The organism is Aeromonas sp. TS_SC_11 (assembly GCF_057318915.1).
Genome location: NZ_CM170470.1, coordinates 4,559,856 through 4,583,914, shown reverse-complemented (window position 1 = coordinate 4,583,914; position 24,059 = coordinate 4,559,856). Strand labels below are relative to the sequence as shown.

At 60.7% G+C, this 24,059-nt stretch carries 23 protein-coding genes and 1 riboswitch; of the genes, 13 read left to right on the top strand and 10 right to left on the bottom strand.

Annotated elements, in window-relative coordinates:
* The first annotated feature begins 24 nt into the window (after positions 1-24).
* From AC1P02_RS21100 to AC1P02_RS21075, 6 genes are all read left to right on the top strand, one after another.
* Positions 25-927 carry an ROK family protein gene (locus tag AC1P02_RS21100; RefSeq protein ID WP_485183291.1) on the top strand — a complete coding sequence of 301 codons (903 nt, stop codon included), beginning with the start codon at positions 25-27 and terminating at the stop codon, positions 925-927.
* Between the two features lie 41 nt (positions 928-968).
* Complete coding sequence (locus AC1P02_RS21095) at positions 969-1,715, top strand: copper homeostasis protein CutC (protein ID WP_021138789.1); 747 nt, start codon at positions 969-971, stop codon at positions 1,713-1,715.
* A 181-nt stretch (positions 1,716-1,896) separates the two neighbouring features.
* On the top strand, positions 1,897-2,508 hold the full coding sequence (bamJ, locus tag AC1P02_RS21090; RefSeq protein WP_005316846.1) for a BamJ family beta-barrel-assembly machinery protein: 612 nt from the start codon (positions 1,897-1,899) through the stop codon (positions 2,506-2,508).
* A gap of 141 nt (positions 2,509-2,649) precedes the next feature.
* Entirely contained in the window at positions 2,650-3,531 is an 882-nt protein-coding gene (locus AC1P02_RS21085; RefSeq protein ID WP_096118102.1) for an ABC transporter ATP-binding protein, read from the top strand.
* Positions 3,532-3,625: 94 nt separating this feature from the next.
* Positions 3,626-4,639 carry an ABC transporter permease gene (locus AC1P02_RS21080; RefSeq protein WP_485183288.1) on the top strand — a complete coding sequence of 338 codons (1,014 nt, stop codon included), beginning with the start codon at positions 3,626-3,628 and terminating at the stop codon, positions 4,637-4,639.
* Entirely contained in the window at positions 4,636-4,950 is a 315-nt protein-coding gene (locus AC1P02_RS21075; protein WP_113720146.1) for a DUF2845 domain-containing protein, read from the top strand. Before AC1P02_RS21080 ends, AC1P02_RS21075 begins: the two co-directional genes overlap by 4 nt.
* 55 nt (positions 4,951-5,005) lie before the next feature.
* On the opposite strand, the gene AC1P02_RS21070 is transcribed toward AC1P02_RS21075, so the two are convergent.
* Complete coding sequence (locus AC1P02_RS21070) at positions 5,006-5,221, bottom strand: DUF1107 family protein (protein WP_485183286.1); 216 nt, start codon at positions 5,219-5,221, stop codon at positions 5,006-5,008.
* 208 nt (positions 5,222-5,429) lie between these two features.
* Between AC1P02_RS21070 and yfcD the strand changes: the two genes are divergently transcribed.
* Complete coding sequence (gene yfcD, locus AC1P02_RS21065) at positions 5,430-5,912, top strand: NUDIX hydrolase YfcD (protein WP_485183284.1); 483 nt, start codon at positions 5,430-5,432, stop codon at positions 5,910-5,912.
* A gap of 79 nt (positions 5,913-5,991) precedes the next feature.
* Here yfcD and AC1P02_RS21060 read toward each other — a convergent pair whose 3' ends face one another.
* Positions 5,992-6,918 carry a phenylacetate--CoA ligase family protein gene (locus tag AC1P02_RS21060; RefSeq protein WP_087755182.1) on the bottom strand — a complete coding sequence of 309 codons (927 nt, stop codon included), beginning with the start codon at positions 6,916-6,918 and terminating at the stop codon, positions 5,992-5,994.
* Positions 6,919-7,043: 125 nt separating this feature from the next.
* Between AC1P02_RS21060 and AC1P02_RS21055 the strand changes: the two genes are divergently transcribed.
* Together AC1P02_RS21055 and AC1P02_RS21050 are read left to right on the top strand one after the other, a co-directional pair.
* The gene (locus AC1P02_RS21055) at positions 7,044-7,517 is read left to right on the top strand and encodes a redoxin family protein (RefSeq protein ID WP_485183282.1); all 474 of its coding nucleotides are present in this window, start codon (positions 7,044-7,046) and stop codon (positions 7,515-7,517) included.
* A 125-nt stretch (positions 7,518-7,642) separates the two neighbouring features.
* Positions 7,643-8,611, top strand: a complete 969-nt coding sequence (locus AC1P02_RS21050; RefSeq protein ID WP_058393891.1) for a calcium/sodium antiporter — start codon at positions 7,643-7,645, stop codon at positions 8,609-8,611.
* Positions 8,612-8,707: 96 nt separating this feature from the next.
* Here the strand turns inward: AC1P02_RS21050 and AC1P02_RS21045 are convergent, their stop codons facing one another.
* Positions 8,708-9,859 carry a type III PLP-dependent enzyme gene (locus AC1P02_RS21045; protein WP_485183280.1) on the bottom strand — a complete coding sequence of 384 codons (1,152 nt, stop codon included), beginning with the start codon at positions 9,857-9,859 and terminating at the stop codon, positions 8,708-8,710.
* 507 nt (positions 9,860-10,366) lie between these two features.
* A riboswitch (glycine riboswitch) is annotated at positions 10,367-10,482 on the top strand.
* Between the two features lie 106 nt (positions 10,483-10,588).
* Between AC1P02_RS21045 and AC1P02_RS21040 the strand changes: the two genes are divergently transcribed.
* The gene (locus tag AC1P02_RS21040; RefSeq protein WP_005316826.1) at positions 10,589-11,965 is read left to right on the top strand and encodes an alanine/glycine:cation symporter family protein; all 1,377 of its coding nucleotides are present in this window, start codon (positions 10,589-10,591) and stop codon (positions 11,963-11,965) included.
* A gap of 89 nt (positions 11,966-12,054) precedes the next feature.
* Here the strand turns inward: AC1P02_RS21040 and AC1P02_RS21035 are convergent, their stop codons facing one another.
* Entirely contained in the window at positions 12,055-12,756 is a 702-nt protein-coding gene (locus AC1P02_RS21035; protein ID WP_485183277.1) for a lipoyl protein ligase domain-containing protein, read from the bottom strand.
* A 129-nt stretch (positions 12,757-12,885) separates the two neighbouring features.
* Positions 12,886-14,283 carry a nucleobase:cation symporter-2 family protein gene (locus AC1P02_RS21030; RefSeq protein WP_059167883.1) on the bottom strand — a complete coding sequence of 466 codons (1,398 nt, stop codon included), beginning with the start codon at positions 14,281-14,283 and terminating at the stop codon, positions 12,886-12,888.
* 247 nt (positions 14,284-14,530) lie between these two features.
* Here AC1P02_RS21030 and AC1P02_RS21025 point away from each other — a divergent pair, with 247 nt between their 5' ends.
* Entirely contained in the window at positions 14,531-15,670 is a 1,140-nt protein-coding gene (locus AC1P02_RS21025) for a GGDEF domain-containing protein (protein ID WP_485183274.1), read from the top strand.
* A gap of 30 nt (positions 15,671-15,700) precedes the next feature.
* Here the strand turns inward: AC1P02_RS21025 and AC1P02_RS21020 are convergent, their stop codons facing one another.
* Both AC1P02_RS21020 and AC1P02_RS21015 read right to left on the bottom strand, forming a co-directional pair.
* Entirely contained in the window at positions 15,701-15,949 is a 249-nt protein-coding gene (locus AC1P02_RS21020; RefSeq protein ID WP_005316818.1) for a YciN family protein, read from the bottom strand.
* A 144-nt stretch (positions 15,950-16,093) separates the two neighbouring features.
* Entirely contained in the window at positions 16,094-17,473 is a 1,380-nt protein-coding gene (locus AC1P02_RS21015) for an MATE family efflux transporter (RefSeq protein ID WP_408138565.1), read from the bottom strand.
* A 120-nt stretch (positions 17,474-17,593) separates the two neighbouring features.
* On the opposite strand from AC1P02_RS21015, the gene AC1P02_RS21010 reads away from it, so the two are divergent.
* Both AC1P02_RS21010 and AC1P02_RS21005 read left to right on the top strand, forming a co-directional pair.
* Positions 17,594-18,451: a helix-turn-helix transcriptional regulator gene (locus tag AC1P02_RS21010; RefSeq protein ID WP_059167880.1), complete on the top strand. Its 858-nt coding sequence runs from the start codon at positions 17,594-17,596 to the stop codon at positions 18,449-18,451.
* Positions 18,452-18,519: 68 nt separating this feature from the next.
* A complete protein-coding gene (locus AC1P02_RS21005; RefSeq protein ID WP_058393415.1) occupies positions 18,520-20,214 on the top strand; it encodes an NAD-dependent malic enzyme in 1,695 nt (564 codons plus the stop codon).
* A gap of 84 nt (positions 20,215-20,298) precedes the next feature.
* Here the strand turns inward: AC1P02_RS21005 and AC1P02_RS21000 are convergent, their stop codons facing one another.
* From AC1P02_RS21000 to ompAI, 3 genes are all read right to left on the bottom strand, one after another.
* Positions 20,299-21,357 (bottom strand): OmpA family protein, encoded by a 1,059-nt coding sequence (locus tag AC1P02_RS21000; protein WP_485183271.1) that lies wholly within the window; start codon positions 21,355-21,357, stop codon positions 20,299-20,301.
* A gap of 230 nt (positions 21,358-21,587) precedes the next feature.
* The gene (gene ompAII / locus AC1P02_RS20995) at positions 21,588-22,589 is read right to left on the bottom strand and encodes a porin OmpAII (RefSeq protein ID WP_059167878.1); all 1,002 of its coding nucleotides are present in this window, start codon (positions 22,587-22,589) and stop codon (positions 21,588-21,590) included.
* A gap of 430 nt (positions 22,590-23,019) precedes the next feature.
* On the bottom strand, positions 23,020-24,039 hold the full coding sequence (gene ompAI, locus AC1P02_RS20990) for a porin OmpAI (protein ID WP_005316809.1): 1,020 nt from the start codon (positions 24,037-24,039) through the stop codon (positions 23,020-23,022).
* Positions 24,040-24,059 lie beyond the last annotated feature (20 nt).

The following is a 24,059-nucleotide window of genomic DNA, read 5'->3' as shown; positions in this document are numbered from 1 at the left end:
ACTCGCCGACAAGGGAGTGTGAGCATGTATTACGGCTTTGATATCGGTGGCACCAAGATAGCGTTCGCTGTGTATGACGGCAGCTTGAATCTCTGTCATGAGGAGCGCATGAGCACTCCCGGCAATGATTACGAGGGGCTGCAGCAGCTGATCTGCCAGCGGGTGCTCGAGGCTGACGCCCGCTTCAGTGCAAGAGGCGCCGTGGGCATCGGCTTTCCCGGTATCCTCAATCGGCACGATCACAGCATAGTGGCGGCGAACCTGCCCTCCATCAATGGTCGCCATCTGGGCGCCGATCTGGCCGAACGCTTGGGTCGTATGGTCAAGGTGGACAACGATGCCAACTGCTTTCTCTGGTCGGAAGTACACCAGGGCGCGGCGGCAGGGGCCGACAGCGCGCTGGGGGTCACCATAGGCACCGGCATAGGTGGTGCCGTCTACCTTGCTGGCAAACTCATTCAGGGCCGTAACTGGCTGGCGGGGGAGATAGGTCACTATCCCTTGCCTGCGACCATGCTGATGAAGTATCCCGACCTGCCTCGTCCCCGTTGCGGCTGTGGCCGCCTGGTCTGTTTTGAAACCTATGCGTCCGGCAGCGGGCTGGAGCGGCTCTACCATCATTTTCACGGTCAGCGTGCCAGCGGCCACCAGATAGTGGAACGCTTCGAGGCTCATGAGCCTGATGCGGTGGCCACGGTCGACTGCTGGCTCGAGATCATGGCTGCCGGACTCGCTACCGCCATCTCTGTGGTTGATCCCGAGGTGGTCGTGCTGGGGGGCGGCTTGAGCGGTCTGCCCACCCTGTACCAACAGTTGCCGCTGCGTCTGCCCGGCCACCTGCTGCCCGGTGTCGCTCTGCCCGAGATCCGCCAGGCCCGCTTCGGCGGTGCCGGTGGGGTGCGGGGTGCGGCCTTGCTCAATTTATGAGATCAGATGTGCTGTCTGATCTCTCCAATAAAGGAGTCATCATGACCCGTCTTGAAATTTGTATCGACAACCTGGAATCCCTGTTCACCGCCCAGCAAGCCGGCGCGGATCGCATCGAGCTTTGCTCTGCGCTGGGGCTGGGTGGTTTGACCCCCTCCTATGGTTTCATGCAGCTGGCCGCACGGCACGCCAGCGTTCCTGTCTATGCCATGATCCGCCCCCGTGCCGGGGATTTCTGCTTCAGCGAAGGGGAGTTCGAGATGATGCTGCAGGATATCGCCGCCGCTCGCGCCGCCGGGTTGCAAGGTGTGGTGGTGGGGCTGCTGGATGAAGAGGGGCGGGTGCCTGCTGCCCAGCTCAGGCAACTGGTCGCGGCAGCCGGTCCCCTTGGCGTCACCTTCCATCGTGCCATCGATCTCTGCTCCGACTGGCGTGCCGATCTTGAGGTCATCATAGCGGCCGGTTGTGAGCGGATCCTCACGTCAGGTCATGCACCGACCGCGCTGGCGGGGCTCGAGACCTTGCAGGCCATGCAACAGGCGCTGGCAGGCCGGGCCACCCTGATGCCAGGTGCCGGGATCAATGCCGACAACGTGCGCACCATCATCGAATTTACCGGGGTGAACGAGGTGCACATGTCCGGCATGGGCTGGCGCGGCGGTATGGTACCGCATGGAGTCAATATGGGTACCTCTGATGACGGCCGGGTCAATATCACCGACGGCGCCAAGGTAGCCGCAGTGCGAGCCCTGCTGGATCGCGCTGATGTCACAGAAAGTGAGGTTTGAGTCCAAAGGCTCACAGCGCCATTGTGCCTGACAAGATCGCCGCCGATGGGCGGCGTTCGTACCTGGCTGGTGTGAACTCGCTCCCACGGGCGGGGAAATCAGGGCGACCGGCGGCAGCACCTGGCCAAAAAGTCTGATATTATCCCGCCTCTTTATTACTTGGATCTGGAGCAACATCTCAATGTCCCAATACGACTCTATCGAACAGAAGGCCAGCTATGGCATCGGCCGCAACATGGGCGAGCAACTGGCGCAGCAAGCGTTCGCCGGTCTGGATATCCCGGCCCTGCAACAAGGTCTGGCAGATGCCCTGAATGGTCTGGAGTTCGCGGTCAGCCGTGACGATATCAATGATGCCTTCCAGGTTATCACTGCACGCATGCAGGAAGAGCAGGAGGCCGTTGCCAAGGCGGCCGCCGCCGATGGCGAAGCCTTCCTGGCTGACAACGCCAAGCGTGCCGACGTCAAGGTGACTGACTCGGGTCTGCAATACGAAGTCATGGTAGAAGGCAATGGCGCCGTGCCGGTGGCCGGTCAGTCCGTGCGCGTGCACTACCACGGTACCTTCACCCACGGTGGCGTGTTTGACAGCTCGGTCGCCCGTGGCGAGCCGGCTGAATTCCCGGTGACTGGCGTCATCGCCGGTTGGGTTGAAGCCCTGCAACTGATGCCGGTTGGCTCCAAGTGGAAGCTCTATATTCCGCAGGATCTGGCCTATGGTGCTCGTGGTGCCGGTTCCATCCCGCCCTACTCTGCTCTGGTATTCGAAGTGGAGCTGCTGGACATTCTGTGATCCGGCTGGCTTGATGCAAACGGCGACCTCAGGGTCGCCGTTTCTGTTTGAGGCTCCCCTGCCTGGCGGGCCCTTGTCGATAGACAATGTGCCTTTGCAAAAGATTTGGATATAGTCAGGGCTTCTCCTGGGAGACAAGTCATGGCAGCCATCATCGAAGTCGTCGATCTCATCAAGCACTTTCCCGGCGTCAAGGCGGTGGACGGGCTCAGCTTTGCCATTCCAGCCGGTTGCTGTTTCGGTCTGCTCGGCCCGAACGGGGCAGGCAAGACCACCACCATAGAGTTGCTGGAGGGAGTCCTCACTCCGGATAGCGGCCAGATCCTGTTCCATGGCGCCCCTCGCGGCCCCGATTACCGCTCCCGCATCGGCATCCAGTTCCAGCATACTGCGCTGCAGGATTTTCTGACTGTGCGCGATACCCTGCGCCTGTTTGCCAGCCTCTACCCCCATCCTTTGCCCCAGGAGCGGCTCATCGAGCTGTGTGCCCTGGGCGAATTCATCGACCGTGACAGCCGCAAGCTCTCCGGCGGTCAGCGTCAGCGCCTGTTGCTGGCGCTCGCTCTGCTCGGTGACCCCGAGTTGCTGTTTCTGGATGAACCCACTACCGGGCTGGATCCCCAGGCCCGCCACCACTTCTGGCAGCGCATCGAAGCGATCAAGGCCCAGGGCAAGACGGTGGTGCTCACTACCCACTACATGGATGAAGCGCAGCAGTTGTGCGATCTCATCGCCATCGTCGATCACGGTCACTTGCTCAGCCTGGATACCCCCACGGCCTTGCTGGCCCAGCATTTTGACGGTGTGCTGGTGCGATTGCCGGATCACCCGGCCCTCGCCGGCCTTGGCTATCCGCTCCTGCCCCACGGCGATCAGGTGGAGCTGACCTGTCCCGACGTGGCACTCCTGCTGCCGCAGTTGCTCAGCCTTGGAGTCCCGCTGACCGGCATGCAGGTACGTTCTCCCAACCTGGAGGATCTCTTTTTGCACCTGACCGGCCATAGCCTGAGGAGTGGCGCATGAGCAGCATGACAAGATGCCGTGTTGGCACCCACCTCCATACGCGAGACTTGCAGTGGTCGCGCCGCTCGTCAGCTTGGCATGCAAGGAGCGGAGCATGAAAGGCGCCATAAAACGGATCGGTGCGCTTTTTTATGCCCGCAATCTGGAGTTTGTGCGGGACAGGGCGGCCCTGGTGTGGAATCTGGCCTTCCCGCTGTTGCTGGTGATAGGTTTCTCTCTCATCTTCTCCGGCCCGCCCAAGCCGCTGGTGCAGATGGGGGTAGTGGGGGACTTGCCTGCTGCCTATGCGCCCCTGAACGCCATTCCGCTGCTCAAACTCATTCCCTATGACGATGAGCAAAAGGGGCGACTCAAGGTACGCCACCATCAGCTGGATCTGCTGCTCTCGCCCGGTTCGGGTCGCTACTGGGTCAACCCGGATGCCGCCCAGGGGGCGCTGGCCGAATACCTGCTGCGTCAGGCGATTTTTCAGCCACTGGTGAAAGAGACTCTGAGCGGTCAGGCGATCCGTTATGGTGACTGGCTGTTGCCAGGGGTGATCGGCATGAACCTGATGTTTTCCGGCTTGTTCGGGGTCGGCTTCGTCATAGTCCGTTACCGCAAGAACGGTGTGCTCAAGCGGCTGCGGGCCACGCCACTCTCCGCCGCCGAGTTTCTCTGTGCCCAGTTGCTGTCGCGGATCCTGATTACCCTGGTGGTGAGCCTGCTGGTGTTTCTGGTGGCCTACGGCCTGCTTGGTGTGCCCCTGCTCGGCTCAGGCTGGTTGCTGCTTCTTATCGCCCTGGTGGGTGGGGCCGCCATGGCGTCACTGGGTCTGCTCATCGCCGCCCGCATTCAGAACGAAGAGCTGGCAAGCGGCCTGCTCAACGTCATCAGCATGCCCATGATGTTTCTCTCCGGGGTCTGGTTCTCGCTGGAAGGAGCGCCGGTCTGGCTGCAACAGCTGGCGGCCTGGCTACCGCTCAGCCAGATCATCACGGCGGCCCGTGCCGTCATGCTGGAAGGGGATGGCTGGGCCGAGGTGGCCGCACCGCTGGGCTGGGTTGTACTGTTTACCTTCTCTTGTCTCACCCTGGGCAGTGCCCTGTTTAAATGGAATAGCCAATGAAACGACCTCTGGATCTGGGGACCGCCCTGGCCCTGCTGTTACTGAGCATACCGGCCAGTGCCGATGCCATGCGTTGCAAGAACGCCCTCATCACAGAGGGGGACAGCACCGCCGAGATGCTGCTCAAGTGTGGCGAGCCCATGCTGCGTGAAACCTTGACCCGCAACGAGGTGAACCAGTTTGGCAATCTGGTGCAGGTCACATACGGTGAGCGCTGGACCTACAACTTTGGCAAGAATGCCTTCATGCGTTTCGTGACAGTGCGCAACGGTGTGGTCACCGACATAGAAAATGGCCCGCGCGGCGACTAGCCGGCGGGCAAAAACCAGTATGGAAGCAGACTACAAACAGAAAGGACTATGGAAGTTACCCCAACAGCAGGCTGGTGTGACGCAGGCCGCGAACCTCCAGATTGATCTGCCGGGCCAGACTCAGGGTCTGACGGCAGGTCAGGCTCTGCAGATTGATCTCTCCGCCGCTGAATTCGAATTGCCCCAGTGCCTCCACCATGAAGCTGCCGCGATGGAAGCTCTTGATGTAGCGGGCAATCTGGCGGGGAGACAAGTTCTTGAACACCTTCATCACAAAACACCTGTTGCTTGGACAGGGCACACTATGCCGTCCATGGGTGACACTAATGTGACATTTAATAAAGGTTTGTATGAATCCGTGTGACGGCGGGTATCCGGGGAGCGTGTCTGTACCCATGAGGTGAAAAAGTGCTGCCCTGACCCCTCCTTGCCCCGATATACTGCGGGTAGTTGAACGACATGAGCGAAAGGGCCTGCGCGTGGAATGGGTGGATGTGGTTGATGCGGATAATCGGGTGATCGGGGTGGCCGAACGGGCCAGGGTGCGGCGGGAGAACCTGTGCCATCGCGCCAGTTATATTCTGGTGCTCGACCAGACGGATCGGATCCTGGTGCAGCGGCGCACCCTCAGCAAGGATTTCTGCCCCGGCATGCTGGATGCCTGCGCTGGTGGTGTGGTGACCACGGGCGAACAGATGGAGCCCTCTGCCCGCCGCGAGCTGGCCGAAGAGCTGGGGATAGTTGACGTTCCCCTTGAGGCTTTGGGTCACTTCTATGCTGAGGGGGAGGGATACCGGGTCTGGGGCGGTCTCTACAGTTGCCGTTATCAGGGCCCGCTGCAGTTGCAGGCCGAGGAGGTGAGCGAGGTGCACTGGATGAGCCAGGCCGAGATTGCCGCCCGCGCCACCGAGTTTACCCCGGATTCCCTGCTTGCCATCGCCACCTGGCAGGCGAGGCGGTAAACCTCTTCTTCAAATATTCTCCTCGCCGGAGACAAGACGGGCAGCCTGATGGCTGCCCGTTTGCATTTTTTGGCATTGGTTACACCAGCCTGAGGCGCCGGTTGGTGCGCCCGCACGGACTGGCCCCCGCCAGCCAGTGACCCTGCCATTCGGTGACCAGCCGCAACAGGGGATATTCCAGGTCGAGCCGGGTCACCACCAGCTGGCCGACCGCATCGCCGATGACCGGTTCCGAGGTGGCGAGATCGATGATCTCGACGATGCAGCTTTCGTTGACGATAAAGCCCTGACCAGGCTGACTCTCGTAGGCGAGCACTCCCAGATCCTGCAACACCAGGCAGTTGAGCGCCCGGATACCGTGGACCGCCTGCAGTGGCGCCGTGTCGGGGTGGGAGGTTTCGCACAAAAGGGCAGAGCGCAGGCTGTCGCTCGGGATCCCGGCCAGCTCCGCCGCTTCCAGCAGATCCAGCAGCGCCGCCAGTGGCCCGACAAAGCCTGTCGGCTCGTAGCGTTGCAGGGCCTCCAATTGACGGCGGGTATCGTGGGGGCCACAAGGCACCACGGGTGCCCCCAGCTGGCGAGCGCCGTTGTCGAAGATGAAGGCGGTGGGGCTGATATGGTAATCGTGGCCGTTGAGCAGCACTTCCCCCGCCTTGAAACCGGCGGCAAACAGGGCCCGTGCCGCGCCCCACCAGTCCGCGCCCGCATACTCGGGAATGGCCAGCTGGCCCGGACAGGCGAAGACCCGCAGCGCCTGACTGGCCGGCCGACCCGTGAGGCCGGCGAAGGGCGGATGGGCCTGCTGGGCGGCAAAGAGGTCGGCGGCGTCGAGCAGGGGCAGTGTGGCCAGCTCGCCCAACTCCTGCAAACGGCGCTGGCGATAGGCGCTGGAGTACCCGGCGCAATACTGGCCGACATGGGTGAGCAGGTGATTGAGCTGCTCCAGTTGTTGTTGCTCTCGCAAGGGGGAGGGGCGAATTTCCAGTCCGTCGTAATAGTGCTGCATGAGGCCTCCTTGGTCGGCTGATCCTGCTCAAGGTTAGTTCAAATGGCGATGCAGATGGGGGTGTGTTGCCGGCTCACTGGCTGGGGTAGACTGTGGTTCCTTATCTTCATCACGGACGAGATATCATGATTGCCATTGGCCAGACCCTGCCTGCGGGCGAATTTACCTTTATCACCGCCGAGGGCAAGCAGGTGCAGGATAGCCAGGCCCTGTTTGCCGGCAAGACGGTGGTACTGTTTGCGGTACCCGGCGCTTTTACCCCCACCTGTTCCAACGCCCACCTGCCCGGTTACGTGGTATTGGCCGACCAGTTCAAGGCCAAAGGGGTGGATGCCATCTATTGCCTGTCGGTGAACGATGCCTTTGTGATGAAGGCGTGGCAGGTGGCCCAGAACGCCGACGCCATCACCATGCTGGCGGACGGCGACGGCAGCTGGACGCAAGCCTTGGGCCTTGCCAAGGACACTGGCGCCTTCGGCGGCTTGCGGGCCCAGCGCTTTGCGCTGATCGCCGTGGATGGTGTGGTCACACGGCTGTTTGTAGAAGCGCCCGGCAAGTTCGAGGTCTCCGACGCCAGCAGTCTGCTGGCGGTATTTTGAAATCATCAATCAGCGTTTGATTTTCCCTTGAAAAGGCAAGTCGGACCGTTACACTGTGCCCAACTTGGAAGGGGTCAGGCTCAATACCTGACTCCTGTTTTTTCATCTGATGAGATAGAAACATTATGACTCTGGCTGTTGTTGCCCTGATTGCCGGACTGGCGCTGCTGGTCTGGAGTGCAGACAAGTTTGTGGACGGCGCTGCCGCGACCGCCCGTTATGCCGGCATGCCGCCGTTGCTTATCGGTATGGTGATCATAGGTTTTGGCACCTCGGCTCCCGAGATGGTGGTCTCGGCGCTGGCGGCTTCTCAAGGCAATCCCGGTTTGGCCCTTGGCAACGCCTATGGCTCCAACATCACCAATATTGCGCTGATCCTGGGTTTGACCGCCCTTATCAGTCCTATTGCGGTGGCTTCCCAGGTGGTGCGCAAGGAGATCCCGATCCTGCTCGGCATTACGCTGCTCTCCGGCGCCCTGCTGATCGATGGTCGGCTCGACAGCACGGATGCCCTGATCCTCGGCGCTGTGTTTCTGGTGCTGATGGGCTGGTCCATCTGGGCTGGCATGCATGGCAAGGGAGATGCGCTCGATGCGGATACCGAAGAGAGCATCAGCAGTGAAGGCATGTCCCTCAAAAGCGCCATTATCTGGCTCATTGTCGGGCTGGTACTGCTGATTGGCGCCTCCCGCCTGCTGGTATGGGGCGCCGTCACCATTGCTCAGGCCCTTGGCATCAGCGATCTGGTGATTGGCCTGACCATAGTGGCGGTGGGCACCTCTTTGCCGGAGCTGGCTTCTTCTCTTATCGCCATTCGAAAGAATGAGCACGATCTGGCGCTCGGCAACGTGCTCGGCTCCAACCTGTTCAATACCCTGGCCGTGGTGGGCATAGCCGCAGGCATAGCGCCGCTCGATGTGGCGCCCGAGGTGCTCAGCCGTGACTGGAGCATCATGATGGGGCTGACCCTGCTGTTGCTGGTAATGTGTCTGGGCCGCAAGGGACAGGGCCGGATCAGCCGACTGGAAGGGGGCATACTGCTCGCCATCTTTGTGGCTTACACCGGCTGGTTGCTGACCAGCCAATTTATCTAGCCAGTCTGGATAAAGCGCAATGAGAGAGGGGGAAGCATCGGCTTCCCCCTCTTGTTTTTGTCTCTGGGCAGGCTCAGCCCGCGTCAGCGTTTATCTTCAGGCAGCCGCCACCAGCTTCTGACCTTGCTGCGCGCTGTCCAGGATCAGGATGCTCGCCTTGGGGAAGAAGTTGAAGGTCGAGGCCGAGGCCCAGGTGTAGGCACCCATGACCCGGCCCACCACCAGTTCGCCGATCGCCAGATCCGGTAGCATGATCTCCTCGCGGATCACGTCCACGCTGTCACAGGTCGGGCCGGAGAGCACAGAGTTGTGCTGCTCGCCACGGGCATAGGGGGTCGAGACCGGATAGGTGACGTGATCATAGAGCTGACCGTTGTAGCTGCCATACAGGCCGTCATCCAGGTAGTACCAGATCTTGTCACCGCGGTGGGCCTTGCCCATCACGCTGGAGACAGAAGTCATGGCTGGCGCGCTGATGAAACGGCCCGGCTCGGCAATCTTCTGCACAGTGGCGGGCAGCTTGGCAAGCGCCTCGCGGATCGGGGCGCAGAAGCCGTCGATGTCGAACTCGCCGCCATCATAATCCACCGGGAAACCACCGCCGATATCCAGCACCCAGGGTTTGAGCCCCAGATCCCAGGCCTGCTCCATGATCTCGCGACAGGCGTCGATAGCCTGCACATGGCGATGGGCGTGGGGCACCTGGGAGCCGACGTGGAACGACAGCCCCATCACCTTGATCCCCTTGGCGTGGGCAAGTTGCAGCAGCGGCAGCGCCTGCTCCGGGGTGCAGCCGAACTTTTTGGAAAGGTCGACTTTGGTCTCGGGGTTCGGGAAGCTGACCCGCAGCAGCAGCTTCACTTCGTCCTTGTAGGGAATGAACTTCTCCAGCTCCAGCGGATTGTCATAGACAAACACTGTGCAGCCGTACTCCAGTGCATAGCGGATATCGCTGTCGCGCTTGATGGGGTGGGTATGAATACAGCGTCCCGGGCGAACCCCTTGGCTGCGCACCAGATCCACTTCGCCATTGGTGGCGAGATCGAAACAGGCCCCCTCTTCCTTCAATACAGAGACCACAGCCTCATGGGGCAGTGGCTTGAGTGCATAGTGCAATCGCACATCGGGCAGGGCGGCGACCAGGGCCCGATACTGTTTGCGGACGGCTGCCTTGTCGAGCAGCAGCAGGGGAGAGCCGAATTGTTCAACCAGTTGACGGTAATCTTGTGCTACCAGGGTCTCGTTCATTCTCTTTTGATCATCCTTAGGGGGCAGATTTGCCCTAGCCTTGGTTTGTTGAGACGGCAGCGGCCGGCTCAGGCGAGTGGTCCGGAAGGACCGACCAAACACAGTGCATAACTCCATCGCAAAGTGCTTAGTTATGCGCGGGATTATCGGCTTATTGCGTTTCTGTGCAAGCATTTTGATTGGATATGTTGGAAAGTTTTTCTGGTCGAGACGAAAGATCATCTTGATACGCGAGCCGGTCAATAATGTTGATCGGGTTGATCCAGCATAATGCTCGTTAAGCTATTGATAGTTAACGAACAAGTAACATTTATCCCGACGATGGACTGAACGGAAAAAAAGCCGGGGCCAGGATGGCCGAGTGCGAGACAGCTCACATTTTTTGGATTAACATGCCCGCTTCCTAATCCAAACTAGTTCGGATGAAGGTAGCAGGAGAGCGATGGGGGACCATCCACCGAAGAAGTGAATCTTTCAGGTACCGGGCAACCGGTGTGGACTGCTACTGGACGATACTCTGGAGAGACCCGTTGAATCGGGCGCCGAAGGAGCAAGGCACCATGACTACCCGCAAGGGCAGGCTGGCGCCGGAAACTCTCAGGCAAAAGGACAGAGGGGATGGGATGGTTGTACCTGGGCTTGGCCCGCATCCGATCACCCTCTGGTGATCGCGACTATTTGGGAAGATCATCCTTCTCCTCCTTAATCTGTGTTTTTTAAGGAGGATGCATGTCATCAATTCAATCGGCGTTAACCGCCATCGATAATTTTATCTGGGGTCCGCCCCTGCTGATCCTGCTGGTCGGGACCGGTGTCTATCTCACCCTGCGTCTGGGTCTGCTTCAGGTGGTGCGTTTGCCGCTCGCCTTGCGGCTGGTTTTTGGTCGCGATCAGGGCCAGGGCAAGCAGGGGGACGTCTCCAGCTTCGGCGCTCTCTGTACCGCACTCTCCGCCACCATTGGCACAGGTAACATAGTCGGCGTCGCTACCGCCATCAAGCTCGGCGGCCCGGGGGCCCTGTTCTGGATGTGGATGGCGGCCCTGTTCGGCATGGCGACCAAGTACGCCGAGTGTCTGCTGGCAGTCAAATATCGCCAGCAGGATGCCAACGGCCAGATGGCCGGTGGCCCCATGTACTACCTGGAAAAGGGGCTCGGCTCCAAGCCGCTGGCCAAGCTGTTTGCCCTGTTCGGCATTGGTGTCGCCTTCTTCGGTATCGGTACTTTCCCCCAGGTCAACGCCATCTCCGACGCCATGAGCCTCTCCTTCTCGGTGCCCCGTGAAGCGACCGCCGTTGTGCTGACCCTGATAGTGGCGCTGGTGACCCTGGGGGGGATCCAGTCCATCTCCAGCGTGTCGAGCAAGGTGGTGCCCTTCATGGCGATCTTCTATATCCTCGCCTGTGCCGGTGTGCTGGTGAACAACGCCGGTGCCCTGCCCGAGGCGATTGGTCTGGTGATAAGCAGCGCCTTTACCGGCCATGCGGCCACTGGCGGCTTTGTCGGCGCCAGCATCATGCTGGCGATCCAGTCCGGTGTGGCGCGGGGAGTCTTCTCCAACGAGTCGGGTCTGGGCTCGGCCCCCATAGCGGCAGCGGCGGCCAAGACGGATTCCTGCGTGGAGCAGGGGCTGGTCTCCATGACGGGCACCTTCATCGACACCATCATCATCTGCACCATGACAGGTCTGACCCTGGTGGTGACAGGGGTGTGGGGCGGCGATCTCAGCGGTGCCGCCATGACCAGTGCCGCCTTTGCGCAAGGCTTGGATGCCCATATCGGCCAGTATCTGGTGAGCATTGGCCTGTTGTTCTTCGCCTTCACCACCATCCTCGGCTGGAACTACTACGGCGAGCGCTGCACCGAGTACCTGTTCGGGGTCAAGGCGATCAAGCCCTACCGCCTCATCTATCTGGTGCTGGTGGCGAGCGGCGCCTTCCTCCATCTGGACATGATTTGGCTCTTGGCCGATATCGTCAACGGCCTGATGGCGGTGCCCAACCTCATCGGTCTCATCGGCCTGCGTCATGTGGTGATCGCCGAAACTCGCGCCTACTTCAGCCGGGATCGCGACACGGAGTCCGAGCCCGAGCCGCAGACCGCCTGACCCAGCCTCTGCACTACGCGAAAACGAAAAAGCCACGACCCGGGTCGTGGCTTTTTTGTTGGTGTCATCGCAATGAGTTCGGGGGGAGCCTAGAAGCCGGTCAGCAGCGCCTGCAGTCGCCGCCGAACCTGCGTCACCAGATCCTCGGGACTGCCCTGCCAACCGATCTGCTGCGCCAAGGTGGTGGAGGTGCCGGGTGCAAAACGCAGCTCCCCGCCCGCCAGCTCGTAGAAACGGCTCGCCATCCGGGTGCCCTCATCAACATCTCCTGCCACCAGCAGCATGGCTTGCGCCAGCACGGCGCCGTTGTAATCCTGGCCCGGTGCCAGCCAGCGCTGGGCAGTGCCGGTGATCTTGCGACCCCCGATCACCAGATTGTACTGGCCATCGCAAAAGGAACCGGGCACGAAGTCGTAGCCGCCACTCAGGCCATGGTCGGCCAGCAGGGTCAACAGAGGGGCGCCCAGCAGCCGGTAGTAGTGGCCAAGATCCGTGGTGGTGCGGGGCAGCAGCAGTGACAAGTTGAGGATGCCTGCACCGTGGGGCACGGCGGTGCCACCGCTGTCGCGCACATGGACGGGCCAGCCTTCGCGAGCGAGCTGTTCGCAGGCGGCCTGATAGCGGGGGAGTCGCGTGTCCTTGCGGGTGACAATCAGGCATTGGGGGGCCTGCCAGAGGTGGGCTCGGGCTTGGCCGTCACGGGCACAGTCGCGCAGCCAGCGTTGCTCTTGCGCCAAAATCAGGTCGGGAGTGTGGGCATCAGCGTGAGGAGGAAGCAGGGCATAGGGCATGACGGCATCCTTGGAAAAAGGCTGCCCAGCACACTACCTGCGGGAACCGGCAAGGTAAAGCCCCGCAGTGCGGGGCCTGGATCATCTACCTGGGTTAGGCAATGTGCAGCGTTATCAGCGAGAGGCCACTCATGGATGAGCGATGCCGCGTTTGGGCAGCAGCAGGTTCATGATGATGGCGGTGAGGCCACCGGTGGCAACGCCATAGGAGAGCACGCTTTTGGCCAGCTCCGGCAGATGTTGCAGCACTTCAGGCACCTGTGCCACACCCAGTCCCATGGCCAGCGACACCGCCAGTATCATGAGGGCGCGCCTGTCCAGCTCCTCACGGGAGATGATACGCACCCCGGCTGCGGCTATGGTGCCGAACATGACGATGGTGGCTCCACCCAGCACGGGTTCCGGGATCTGCTGCACCAGACTGGCGACCGCCGGGAACAGGCCGAGCAAGGCAAGCATGGCGGCGATGAAGAGGCCGACATGGCGACTGGCCACCCCGGTCAGCTGGATGACGCCGTTGTTCTGGGCAAAGGTGGACATGGGGAAGGTGGAGAAGACCGCCGCCAGCATGGAGTTGGCGCCGTCGGCCAGCACGCCTCCCTTGATCCGCGCCATGTAGACGGGCCCTTCCAGCGGTTCCCCCGAGATGTCCGAGGTGGCCGTCATGTCGCCGATGGCTTCAAGCGCCGTTACCACGAAGATGATGGCCAGCGGCACAAACAGTTGCCAGTCAAAGCCGAGGCCGTAGTGCAGGGGGATGGGCACCATCACCAGGGGACCGTCGAAGGTGGGGGCCGTGACCTTGCCCAGCATCAGTGCTGCCGCATAGCCCACCAGCATGGCGATCATGATGGCGGAGAGGCGCAGCCAGGGGTTGCGGCTGCGCTGCAGCAGCACGATGAGACCCAGCACCAGCAGGGAGAGAAAGAGGTTGCTGTGGCTGGCGAAGCTGCCGTCAGAGAGCGCGGCGTAACCGCCACCCATGCTGATGAGTCCCACCTTGATCAGGGTCAGGCCGATCAGTAGCACCACTATGCCGGTCACCAACGGGGTGATCACCTGCTTGACCAGATGGAGGAAGCGGCTCATCACCACCATGGTGAGGGCGGCCACCAGCATGGTGCCGAACAGGGTACCCAGCAGATCCTCGGTGGGCATGGCTGCCTGTTTGAGGGCGAGACCGGAGGCGATGATGGGACCGAGGAAATTGAAACTGGTGCCCTGTACCGAGAGCAGGCCGGAACCGATGGGGCCGAAGCGGCGGGTCTGGATGAAGGAGGCGATGCCGGACATGACCAGCGACATGGAGACGATATAACGGGTGTCGGCGGCAGGGAGGCCGAGGGCATTGGCGATGATGAGGGGCGGAGTGATGATGGCGACAAACATGGCGAGCATATGCTGCAGGGCGGCGAACAGGGTCTGGGGCAGGGGCGGGACATCGTCTATGCCATAGACCAGTTCGCTGTGGGCACGTCTGGGGGGATGTGCCTCTCTGGTTGCGCGCGCGGCGGCAGCCTGTTCCATAAATACCTCGAATATGTGGGGGGAGGGGGGAGAAAATTGGGCGCTATTTTAGTGATTGAAATCAGACTGACCAGCGCTAATTCGGGCTGAAACCGGTTTATTTTTCCATGGGTTGAAACGTTTGCGCATGGCGTTTATGATCCGCCGGTTTGTGTGATGGTGCTCGCCCTGAAATGGCGTCTGTTCCATAGGATTTTGTACTTTCACGGCGTAGAATGAGCCCTCTCTCGTGACTTGGAGGCTCTGGATGCTGAAGCTGTCGGAGTTCTGGAGTGCCCGTGCCCACTCCGAAGATTTTACCCTGACCCGCATGGGCTTTATGACGGTGCGTCTGCGTCTGCTCACCTGTTTACTGATGGTGGGGCTGCCCGCCTGGGCATTGGTGGACTGGTTGACCCTGCCTGCCGCCCAGTTTGATGCGCTGCTTCAGGCCCGGATTTTCTGCCTGCTGGCCCTCTCTCCGCTCATTCCCTTCTCCTATCTCATCCATTTCCAGCGCGAGCGCATGAAGTGGGCGCTGGGCTATCTGATGACGGTGATGCTGCTGTTTGCCCTTATCTGCCTGCACAGCTTTGGCGCGGATCAGGAGCTGCAAGCGGGCTACATGGCCTTTCCCTATCTGCTCATCAGCCTGTTTGCCATCTTCCCCATTCCGCTCTCCCTCAGTTTGCAGCTGACAGGGGGCATTATGGTGACCACGCTGGTGGGGAACTGGCTGCTGGTGGGGCAGCCGCTGTGGAGCATGCAGACCCTCAATCAGGTCTGGTTGCTGGGGTTGTTTGCCCTGGCCAGCGCCTGGGTGCAGTGTGGCCAGCTCAACATGCTGCTGCAGCTCTACCGGGAGTCCACCACGGACGAACTGACCGGCATGATGAACCGCCGCCTGCTGATGAAGCAGCTCGACAAGGCCAGGGTGACCATGGATCACAAGCACTCCCCCTTCGCCGTCATGCTGCTGGATCTGGACAGGTTCAAGCGCATCAATGACACCTTTGGCCATCTGGCGGGGGATGCGGTGCTGAAAGAGGTGGCGGCGACCCTGGCAGAACAGCTGGAGCCCGGCATGGTGCTGGGCCGCTATGGTGGCGAGGAGTTTGCCATCCTGTTGCCCCGTTGCGGCGAGCTGGCCCAGGCGAAGCGGGTGGCGGAGCGGCTGCGGGTGGCAGTAGAGGCGCGACTGGTGAAGAGCCCCACCTCGGATGAGCTGCTGGAGGTAACGGTGAGTATCGGTCTGACCCTGGCCCAGCGCGGCGAGAGCGTCGAAGATCTGCTCAATCGGGCTGACGAATGCCTCTACATGGCCAAGATGGCGGGGCGCAACTGCGTGGTCGGGGAGCTGGCGGGTGAGCCTTGTCTGAACCCGCCCGCAAAGACAGATGCCGCCTGAGGGCGGCATCTTGCTGGCAGCCTGGTTATCTCAGCTCAGCTGATATTTGCCAGAGAGCTGCTGGGCAAGCAGCTTGAACATGTTGAACACCGCCATTGTCTTGCCGGTTGGAGTGCCATCTTCGGCCAGGAAGAATTCCCCCTTGAACACCAGAATATCCCCTTTCTGTTCCACCGAATCGGCGCGCATGCCGTGGATGAAGTCTTCGTGGCTCTTGATGATGCCGTTGGCCATCTCCAGCAGGGCAGTCTCGGTGATCAGCTCTTTTTGTGGTTGCATGCTCGTCTCCTTAAACGACTACTGGACAGGGCATTGCACCACTTCACACAGTGGCGCCCTGTCTCTGATTGAAGAGGTGGAAAGCATACTGCAAACAGGGTTTTTCTGTCATTGATATGACCCCGTGTTTTGCCCCTTCCCGCTTTACCCCAGCACCAGATTTCTGAGCCAGTGACGCTGGCGGATCCTGCGCAGTACCAGAAACACCTTGCACAGCTCCTCCAGCAGCACCACGGCCACCACCCAGGAGAGGGGCCAGCCGAGCAGGCTGACAGCCACCCAGGCCAGCGGCAGGCCGATGCACCACATGGCGATGATGTCGATGAAGATGCTGTAGTTCACATCGCCGCCTGAGCGCAGCACGCCTATGATGCCCACCATGTTGAACACCTTGAGCAGCATGCCCAGACACATGACGGCGAGCACCTGACTCGCTTCTCCCATCAGGGTGCCAGGCAGGTTGCCGACCCATTGCAGCAGATTGGTTTGCAGCAGCCAGACAGCTATCCCCACCAACAGAGCGCCTATGGGAGCCAGCAGCAGGAACAGCTGGGAGTGCTGCCAGGCGGCTTCGTACTCTTCCGCCCCGAGCCGGTGGCCGAGCAGGGTGGAGCAGGCCACCGCCAGCCCGAAGAAGAGGGAGATGAGGATGCTCTCCAGCGTCCCCAGCGTGGTCATGATGGCGAGCGAATCCGTGCCAAGATGGGCATAGAGAAAGCCGTAGATCAGCATGCCGAAGGCCCAGAGCCCGTCGTGGAACAGCAGTGGCAGGGCGATCAGGGTGAAGCGCACCACCTCCTTGCGCCGAAAGGCGGCCCGCCAGTCGGTTTTACGCGGGATCAGGCGGGGCTCCTGGCGCACCAGATAGAAGATCAGCAGTGCTGTCTGCAGCAGGCGTGAAATCGTGGTGCCCCAGGCAGAGCCTGCCACGCCCATGGCCTCGAAGCCAAAATGGCCGAAGATGAGGGCATAGTTGAGGATGACGTTGGCAATGATGGCGATGATGCCGATCCGGGTCGGGGCGGCGGCGTTGCCCACGGATCGCAGGGCCGCCTCCAGCGGCACTACGATGGCGGTGCAGAGTATGGTGGCGCCTGTGATCATCAGGAACTCATCGGCCAGCAGGCGCAGCTCGGTGTCCTGGCTGGCAAAGCCCAGTACGCTGCCCGGCGCGAGTACATAGATGAGCGCAAACGGCAGGCTCACCAGCAGGGCACCGACCAGCGCCAGCGCCAGGGAGCGGCGCACCCCGGCCAGCTCGCCGCGACCGTAATATTGGGCTGCCAATACAGAGACTCCCCCCGAGAGCCCCGCTATCACCAGCAGATTGAAGAAGAAGACCCGGTTACCCAAGCCGACCGCCGCCACTGCCGTGGTGCCAAGCTGGCTCACCATCATGATGTCGATGAGACCCAGCAGGGAGAACATCATGGACTGCAGTGACACTGGCAGGGCCAGTCGCCACAGTCGGGCCATGAAGTCGCGATCGGTGGTTTGTTTTAAAATCGCTTGCCAATAATTCATTTATGTTAACCGAGTATGTGAAAAGCAAGGTTTGTCATGGGTATGATAGGGGCTGGTGAGAGAGGGTTCACTGTGAGCATCTCTCGGCTTTCTTGTGCAAAACTATCTTGTTGAGGCGTTATGGCATTTGTCAGCGAGTGTCTGGAAATTGCCCCCGGTTGCGAGGAGCGGATGCTGGGGCGCGAAGGGCTGCCCCTGCTCGGTGAGGCGGGGATCTTCCTCAGCGGTCTCTCCCGGCTCAGGGATCACTACCTCATTCGCCGCAACCGGCCCGAGTTCCACATCCTGATGGTGAGCCACGACGAGGGAGGCGCCCTGCTCACCGACGCGGGGGAGCAAGCCATTCCGGCCGGGTCGCTGATTTTCCTGCCCGCCGCCGTGCCCGGTGGCCTCAAGCTGATTGGGGAGCGCTGGCAGATCAGCTGGATTTTGCTCGATGACGTGCCACGCTGGCAGCACCTGCATCGGCTTGGGCACCGTATCTGGCAAGGGGATGAGGGGGAGCAGCTCTACCATCTGCTCAGTCTGATGCAGGGGGAGGGAGTCCGTTCACCCCTGCAACCCCAGTTGCTTAGCCTGTTGTTGGCGCTGCTGGAACGCACTCTGCAAGGGGAGGTGCGCGGCACCCCCGAGCTGAGGTTGCAGGCGCTGTTTCGCCGGGTGGAGGCGCGCCTCGACGAGCCCTGGAGCGTGGCCCTGCTCGCTGGCCAGATGGCCTGCTCTGTTCCCCATCTACATCGCCTCTGCCAGCAGGTGTTCGGCATGGGGCCCATGGCCTGGCTTACCCGATTGCGAATGAACAAGGCGCGCCAGTTGCTGCTCTACACCAACTGGCCCCTTGCCGAGCTTGCCAGCCGGGTCGGTTACAGCGATGGCGCCAACTTTGCGAACCGCTTTCGCCAGCTGACTGGTCAGACCCCCGGTGCCTTTCGCCGCCTGGGTCGCAAACCTTTTGCAACGAATGTGCAAACTCTTTGAAATTCGTGGCGCAAGCTCATAGGATCGGCAGGTTCCTTCGTCCAGGCCATCGTTTAGGTACCAGAAACATGTTTGAAGATAATAATCAGAAACGCCCCCTCTACATCCCCTATGCCGGTCCCGCCTTGCTGGAGACACCGCTGCTCAACAAGGGCAGCGCCTTCACCAGCGAGGAGCGCAGCAGCTTCAATCTGGAAGGGCTGCTGCCCCAGAATATCGAGACCATCGAAGAGCAGGCCGAGCGTGCCTACCGCCAGTTCATGGCGTTTGGCAATGATTTGGACAAGCACATCTATCTGCGTAACATCCAGGACACCAACGAGACGCTCTTTTACCGTCTGTTGCACAACCATCTGACCGAGATGCTGCCCGTCATCTACACCCCGACCGTGGGCAAGGCGTGCGAGGAGTTCTCCAACATCTACCGCCGCGCCCGTGGCCTCTTCATCTCCTATCCGGACAAGGACAGGATCGATGACATGCTGCAAAACGCCACCAAGCAGAACGTCAAGGTGATAGTGGTCACCGATGGCGAGCGGATCCTGGGTCTTGGTGATCAGGGGATCGGCGGCATGGGCATTCCCATCGGCAAGCTGTCGCTCTACACCGCCTGTGGCGGCATCTCGCCTGCTTACTGCCTGCCTGTGGTGCTGGACGTGGGTACCAACAACCAGCAGCTGCTCAGCGACCCCTTCTACATGGGCTGGCGCAATCCGCGCATCTCGGGGGAAGAGTATGCCGAGTTCGTCGATGCCTTCATCCAGGCGGTCAAGCGTCGCTGGCCCGATATCCTGCTGCAATTCGAGGATTTCGCCCAGAACAATGCCATGCCGTTGCTCAACCGCTACAAGAACGAGCTCTGCTGCTTCAACGACGATATTCAGGGCACGGCCGCCGTGACGCTCGGCAGCCTGATCGCCGCCTGCAAGGCCTCCGGCGCCAAGCTCTCCGAGAAGCGGGTCGCCTTCCTCGGTGCGGGCAGCGCAGGTTGCGGCATCGCCGAGCAGATAGTGGCGCAGATGAAGGCCGAAGGGCTGACGGATGCCCAGGCCCGTGGCCGGGTCTTCATGGTGGATCGTTTTGGTCTCATTACCGACAAGATCCCCAACCAGCTCGATTTCCAGCGTCGCCTCTCCCAGCCGGTGGATCGCATCGCTGACTGGCCGGTGGGGGACAATATCTCCCTGCTGGAGGTGATGGAGCATGGTCGTCCGGATATCCTGATCGGGGTTTCCGGCCAGCCGGGCCTGTTCACCGAAGAGGTGGTCAAGACGATGCACAAGCACTGCACCCGTCCCATCATATTCCCGCTCTCCAACCCCACCTCACGGGTGGAAGCGACGCCGGCGGATCTCATTCGCTGGACCGACGGTCAGGCTCTGGTCGCCACCGGCAGCCCGTTCGCCCCCGTGGAGTACAAGGGCAAGCGTTACGTCATCGCCCAGTGCAACAACTCCTTCATCTTCCCGGGGATAGGCCTTGGCGTCATCGCCTCCGGTGCCACCCGCGTGACCGATGCCATGCTGATGTCGGCCAGCCGCGCCCTGGCGGAGTGCTCGCCGCTGGTGAAGGGGGCGGAAGGTTCCCTGCTGCCGGATCTGGCAGACATCCATCAGGTCTCCCGCTACATCGCCAAGATGGTAGCCAAGACCGCCATGCTGCAGGGCAAGGCGGTACAGACCCCGGATGAGGTGATCGATCAGGCCATCGAAGCGAATTTCTGGCGGCCCGAGTACCGGCGCTATCGCCGTACCTCCTTCTGATCCTCTCGCTGCGCGCAACAAGCGAAAATGCAAAAGGGATGCCTCGGCATCCCTTTTTTGTGCACGGCTGACGAGTCTGGCCTGTTACATCTCGGCTTCTGCCACCGGTGCTTCGGGAGTACCCTGCACCCCTGTCACCCTGACTTCGACCCGGCGATCCGGCCCCAGGCAATCGATGAGGGCCGCTCTGGCCTTGATGGCATCACACTGGCTGCCGGTGACCGGATTGCTCTCGCCATTGCCCTGAATGCTCACCTTGTCGGCGGGCAAACCTTTGCCGATCAGGAAGTTGGCCACAGTGCTTGCTCGGGCTTCCGACAGCGCCAGATTGTTGATATCCGAGCCGATGCGGTCTGTATAACCCATTACGAGAGCGCTGCCATCCTTGGGCTGAACATCCACTATTTGTTGGTAGAGTGCATCCAGTGCCTGCATCCCTTCCGGTTTCAACTCTGCCTTGCCGAACGCGAACAGCACATCCGAGCTCAGGTTGAAGGTCTGATCCACAGGTTCCGGGGCGGGGGGAGGCGGGGGGGCGACCAGAACGGGGGCGGGGGCTGGTGCGACCGTCTTGCTGCGGTTGGGATGGATCACCAGCTCCAGCGTGGCAGTGCTGATGTCGCTCACCCAGCGCTGGGTGCCGCTGCCGACCTTGTCGTTGTCAGAGTCATCACCGACCCGGACCAGATAGCGGTAGCGCGCCTGGATATCGACCCAGTCGTGCAGTTTGGCCGTCAGCCCAAGGCCCGCCAGCGGAGCCAGGTTGTCATCACCACCGTTGATGGATTTGACGTGGTAAAGGTAACCGCCGCCCTCGGCAAACACAGAGAAGATGTCACCCAGTGGCAGCCTGCCTATCACAGACAGGGTGGCTCCCTGACTGCTGAAGTCGGTGCCTTGCACATCCCAGTCACCGGTCGACAGATAGCCGAGCTCCGCCCCCAGATTTTCGGTGAAGTTGTAGCCGCCAAACAAGGTGAGCGCTGTGGCGTCCTTGCTCGCATCCTTGCCAAAATCACCCAGATCGTGGGCGATGGCCCAGCCTCCACCAGCCCCGACGTACCAGTCATTGACCGGTGCCGCCAGCGCCCCCGTGCTCACCAGTGCCAAAGCAATCCAAACAGGTTTCAGTTTTATGTTCATCGCGTATCCTCGTCGATGCATGGTGTCGTAGGGCTCCTGCCCTGTTATGTACAACCACCACTATGTTATGTACAACCACCACTATTTATAGGCGATAAAGGGTGTTTGACCATGTTGGGCGACAAGGATGGGGAGAGGATCACGAATTGGCGCCGGGATGCGGCTGAATGCAGTAAAAACACAATAAAAAAGGAGGCCGGACGGCCTCCTTCATGTGTCTCCAGGGCTTGTTACTGAGTCACTTCCTGAATGCCGGTGACGCGTACTTCAACACGACGATCCGGGGCCAGGCAGGCGATCAGCTGAGCCTTGGCCTTGATGCCGTCACACTGGGTGCCGGTCACCGGGCTGGCTTCGCCACGCCCTTCAATGGCAACCTTGCCAGCTGGCAGACCCTTGCCGACCAGGAAGTCTGCCACTGTGCGGGCACGAGCTTCTGACAGCTTCAGGTTGTAGGCGTCAGAGCCGATGCGGTCGGTGTAACCGACGACCACGGCGCTGCCATCTTTGGGCTGCACGTCGACGATTTGCTGATACAGGGTGTTCAGCGCAGCAACCCCTTCCGGCTTCAGAGTGGATTTGCCAAAGGCAAACAGCACGTCCGAGCTCAGGGCGAAGCTCTTGTCGACCACGACAGGCTCAGGTACCGGCTCGGGCGCTGGCGCAGCGACAGGCGCCACATAGGAGGTGCGATTCGGGTGCATCACCAGTTCCAGGGTGGCCACACTCATGTTGGTTTCCCAGGTCTTCTGCTCATCACCCAGGTTCCACATGTAGCGGTAGCGGGCTTGTACGTCGATGAGGTCGGAGAGTTTGGCGGTCAGGCCAACACCCGCCAGCGGCGCTGTGCCGTTGTCGCTGTTGCCGTTGCCATTGACGTGGTTGAAGTAGGCACCGCCTTCTGCAAACACGGAGAAAATGTCGCTCAGGGGCAGACGGGCAAGGCCGGACAGGGTGGCACCCTGGGTCTTGAAGTCGACACCGTCGACGCCCGCTTTACCGGCATAGAGATAACCCAGCTCGGCAGCGTAGTAATCATTGAAGTTGTAACCACCAAACAGGGAGAGCGCTGTGGCATCCTTGTCGGCGTCTTTGCCAAAGTCGTTCAGGTCGTGGCCATAAGCCCAACCTGCACCGATACCTGTGTACCAATCGTCGGCTGCCTGAGCGGTAGAAGTTCCCATGGCCGCGATGGCCAGAGCAATCAGGGCGGGTGCCATTTTCATTTTCATCGTTTTATCCTCGTTGAGTTTGCCGTGCTAGGGCGTACTGCGCACTCTTCAGTTATACCGGTCGCAAGTGACATTTCAGCGGCGACCTCCGTGGCTGACCACGGGTGGTACGAAGTAAAAAATGGATGGTTCCTGGATACTCATGAAGCCTTGGCTTCATGGACAACTAACCGGGCAAGAAGCACTTTTAATAGTTCATCCAATGCCTTACAAGCCGGGTTACTGTATTCCTTTGACTCGTATTGATCAAGTTTCTGTACAGATATCCAGCGTTGGCGCAGGGTTGCATGAATAGGCAGCGAGTGTGGCGGGGGAAACGGTTTGACAGAAAGTGACGCGACTTGTTGTGTTTTTAATCAAGATGCAGGAAGTGGATAGACAAAGGGGATGCCGTGGCATCCCCTTTTCGCATTATCTGAACGGCGTCAGATTATTGCTGAACTACTTGTACACCGGATACGCGGATTTCAACGCGACGGTCCGGGGCCAGGCAGGAGATCAGCTGAGCTTTGGCTTTCACGCCATCACACTTGTTGCCGGTAACCGGGTTGGCTTCGCCACGACCTTCAACAGCAACTTTGCTGGCAGCCATACCTTTGCTGACCAGGAAGTTGGCAACGGTGCGGGCACGGGCTTCAGACAGCTTCTGGTTGTAAGCGTCGGAACCGATGCGGTCGGTGTAACCAACAACAACGGCGCTGCCGTCTTTCGGCTGGAAGTCAACGATCTGCTGGTACAGGGAGTTGAGCGCTTCGACGCCTTCGGCCTTCAGGCTGTCTTTGCCAAAGGCAAACAGCACGTCGGAGTTCAGGGCAAAGTTCTTCTCAACAATCGGAGCCGGAGCCGGCGCTTCTTCAACAACAACCGGGGCAGGAGCCGGGGCTACGTAGGAAGAGCGGAACGGGTGGTATACGGCTTCCAGGGTCGCAACGCTCTGGTTGGACTTGTAGCGTACGTTGTCGGCGTGCAGATCAGCCACGTCCCACATGTAGCGGTAGCGAGCTTGCAGATCCAGCGCGTCGTTTACCTGGTAGGTCACGCCCAGGCCGGCCAGCGGGGATACTTTGGTATCGCTGGTGCCCATGCCATCGGTGTGAGCCCAGTAGGCGCCGCCTTCAGCGAAGGCAGAGAAGTCGCCGCCCAGCGGCAGACGAGCGATACCGGACAAGGTAGCGCCCTGGTTCTCGTAACGGTTGCCATCGGTGTTACCACGGCCAGTGTACAGGTAGCCCAGTTCGGAACCGAAGTTCTCGTTGAAGTTGTAACCTACGAAGGCGTTGGCCGCCGCAGCGTTTTCTTCACCATTTTTCACGCCTTCGATCTTGTTCAGACCGTTGAAGTGAGCAGCACCGGCACCGGCACCGAAGTAGATATCGTCAGCGGCGTGAGCTGCAGTTGCACCCATGGCGGCCATAGCGATGGCGATCAGGGAAGGAGCCATTTTCATCATAAAAAAATCCTCGTTGAGAT

Coding starts and splice junctions, on each gene's coding strand:
- AC1P02_RS21005 (WP_058393415.1), top strand. CDS start 18,520: ATGTTTGAAGATAATAATCAGAAACGCCCCCTCTACATCCCCTATGCC.
- AC1P02_RS21010 (WP_059167880.1), top strand. CDS start 17,594: ATGGCATTTGTCAGCGAGTGTCTGGAAATTGCCCCCGGTTGCGAGGAG.
- ompAI (WP_005316809.1), bottom strand. CDS start 24,039: ATGATGAAAATGGCTCCTTCCCTGATCGCCATCGCTATGGCCGCCATG.
- AC1P02_RS21060 (WP_087755182.1), bottom strand. CDS start 6,918: ATGCAGCACTATTACGACGGACTGGAAATTCGCCCCTCCCCCTTGCGA.
- AC1P02_RS21050 (WP_058393891.1), top strand. CDS start 7,643: ATGACTCTGGCTGTTGTTGCCCTGATTGCCGGACTGGCGCTGCTGGTC.
- AC1P02_RS21000 (WP_485183271.1), bottom strand. CDS start 21,357: ATGAACATAAAACTGAAACCTGTTTGGATTGCTTTGGCACTGGTGAGC.
- AC1P02_RS21035 (WP_485183277.1), bottom strand. CDS start 12,756: ATGCCCTATGCCCTGCTTCCTCCTCACGCTGATGCCCACACTCCCGAC.
- AC1P02_RS21030 (WP_059167883.1), bottom strand. CDS start 14,283: ATGGAACAGGCTGCCGCCGCGCGCGCAACCAGAGAGGCACATCCCCCC.
- AC1P02_RS21055 (WP_485183282.1), top strand. CDS start 7,044: ATGATTGCCATTGGCCAGACCCTGCCTGCGGGCGAATTTACCTTTATC.
- bamJ (WP_005316846.1), top strand. CDS start 1,897: ATGTCCCAATACGACTCTATCGAACAGAAGGCCAGCTATGGCATCGGC.
- ompAII (WP_059167878.1), bottom strand. CDS start 22,589: ATGAAAATGAAAATGGCACCCGCCCTGATTGCTCTGGCCATCGCGGCC.
- AC1P02_RS21045 (WP_485183280.1), bottom strand. CDS start 9,859: ATGAACGAGACCCTGGTAGCACAAGATTACCGTCAACTGGTTGAACAA.
- AC1P02_RS21070 (WP_485183286.1), bottom strand. CDS start 5,221: ATGAAGGTGTTCAAGAACTTGTCTCCCCGCCAGATTGCCCGCTACATC.
- AC1P02_RS21015 (WP_408138565.1), bottom strand. CDS start 17,473: ATGAATTATTGGCAAGCGATTTTAAAACAAACCACCGATCGCGACTTC.
- AC1P02_RS21100 (WP_485183291.1), top strand. CDS start 25: ATGTATTACGGCTTTGATATCGGTGGCACCAAGATAGCGTTCGCTGTG.
- AC1P02_RS21075 (WP_113720146.1), top strand. CDS start 4,636: ATGAAACGACCTCTGGATCTGGGGACCGCCCTGGCCCTGCTGTTACTG.
- AC1P02_RS21085 (WP_096118102.1), top strand. CDS start 2,650: ATGGCAGCCATCATCGAAGTCGTCGATCTCATCAAGCACTTTCCCGGC.
- AC1P02_RS21095 (WP_021138789.1), top strand. CDS start 969: ATGACCCGTCTTGAAATTTGTATCGACAACCTGGAATCCCTGTTCACC.
- AC1P02_RS21025 (WP_485183274.1), top strand. CDS start 14,531: ATGCTGAAGCTGTCGGAGTTCTGGAGTGCCCGTGCCCACTCCGAAGAT.
- AC1P02_RS21080 (WP_485183288.1), top strand. CDS start 3,626: ATGAAAGGCGCCATAAAACGGATCGGTGCGCTTTTTTATGCCCGCAAT.
- AC1P02_RS21040 (WP_005316826.1), top strand. CDS start 10,589: ATGTCATCAATTCAATCGGCGTTAACCGCCATCGATAATTTTATCTGG.
- AC1P02_RS21020 (WP_005316818.1), bottom strand. CDS start 15,949: ATGCAACCACAAAAAGAGCTGATCACCGAGACTGCCCTGCTGGAGATG.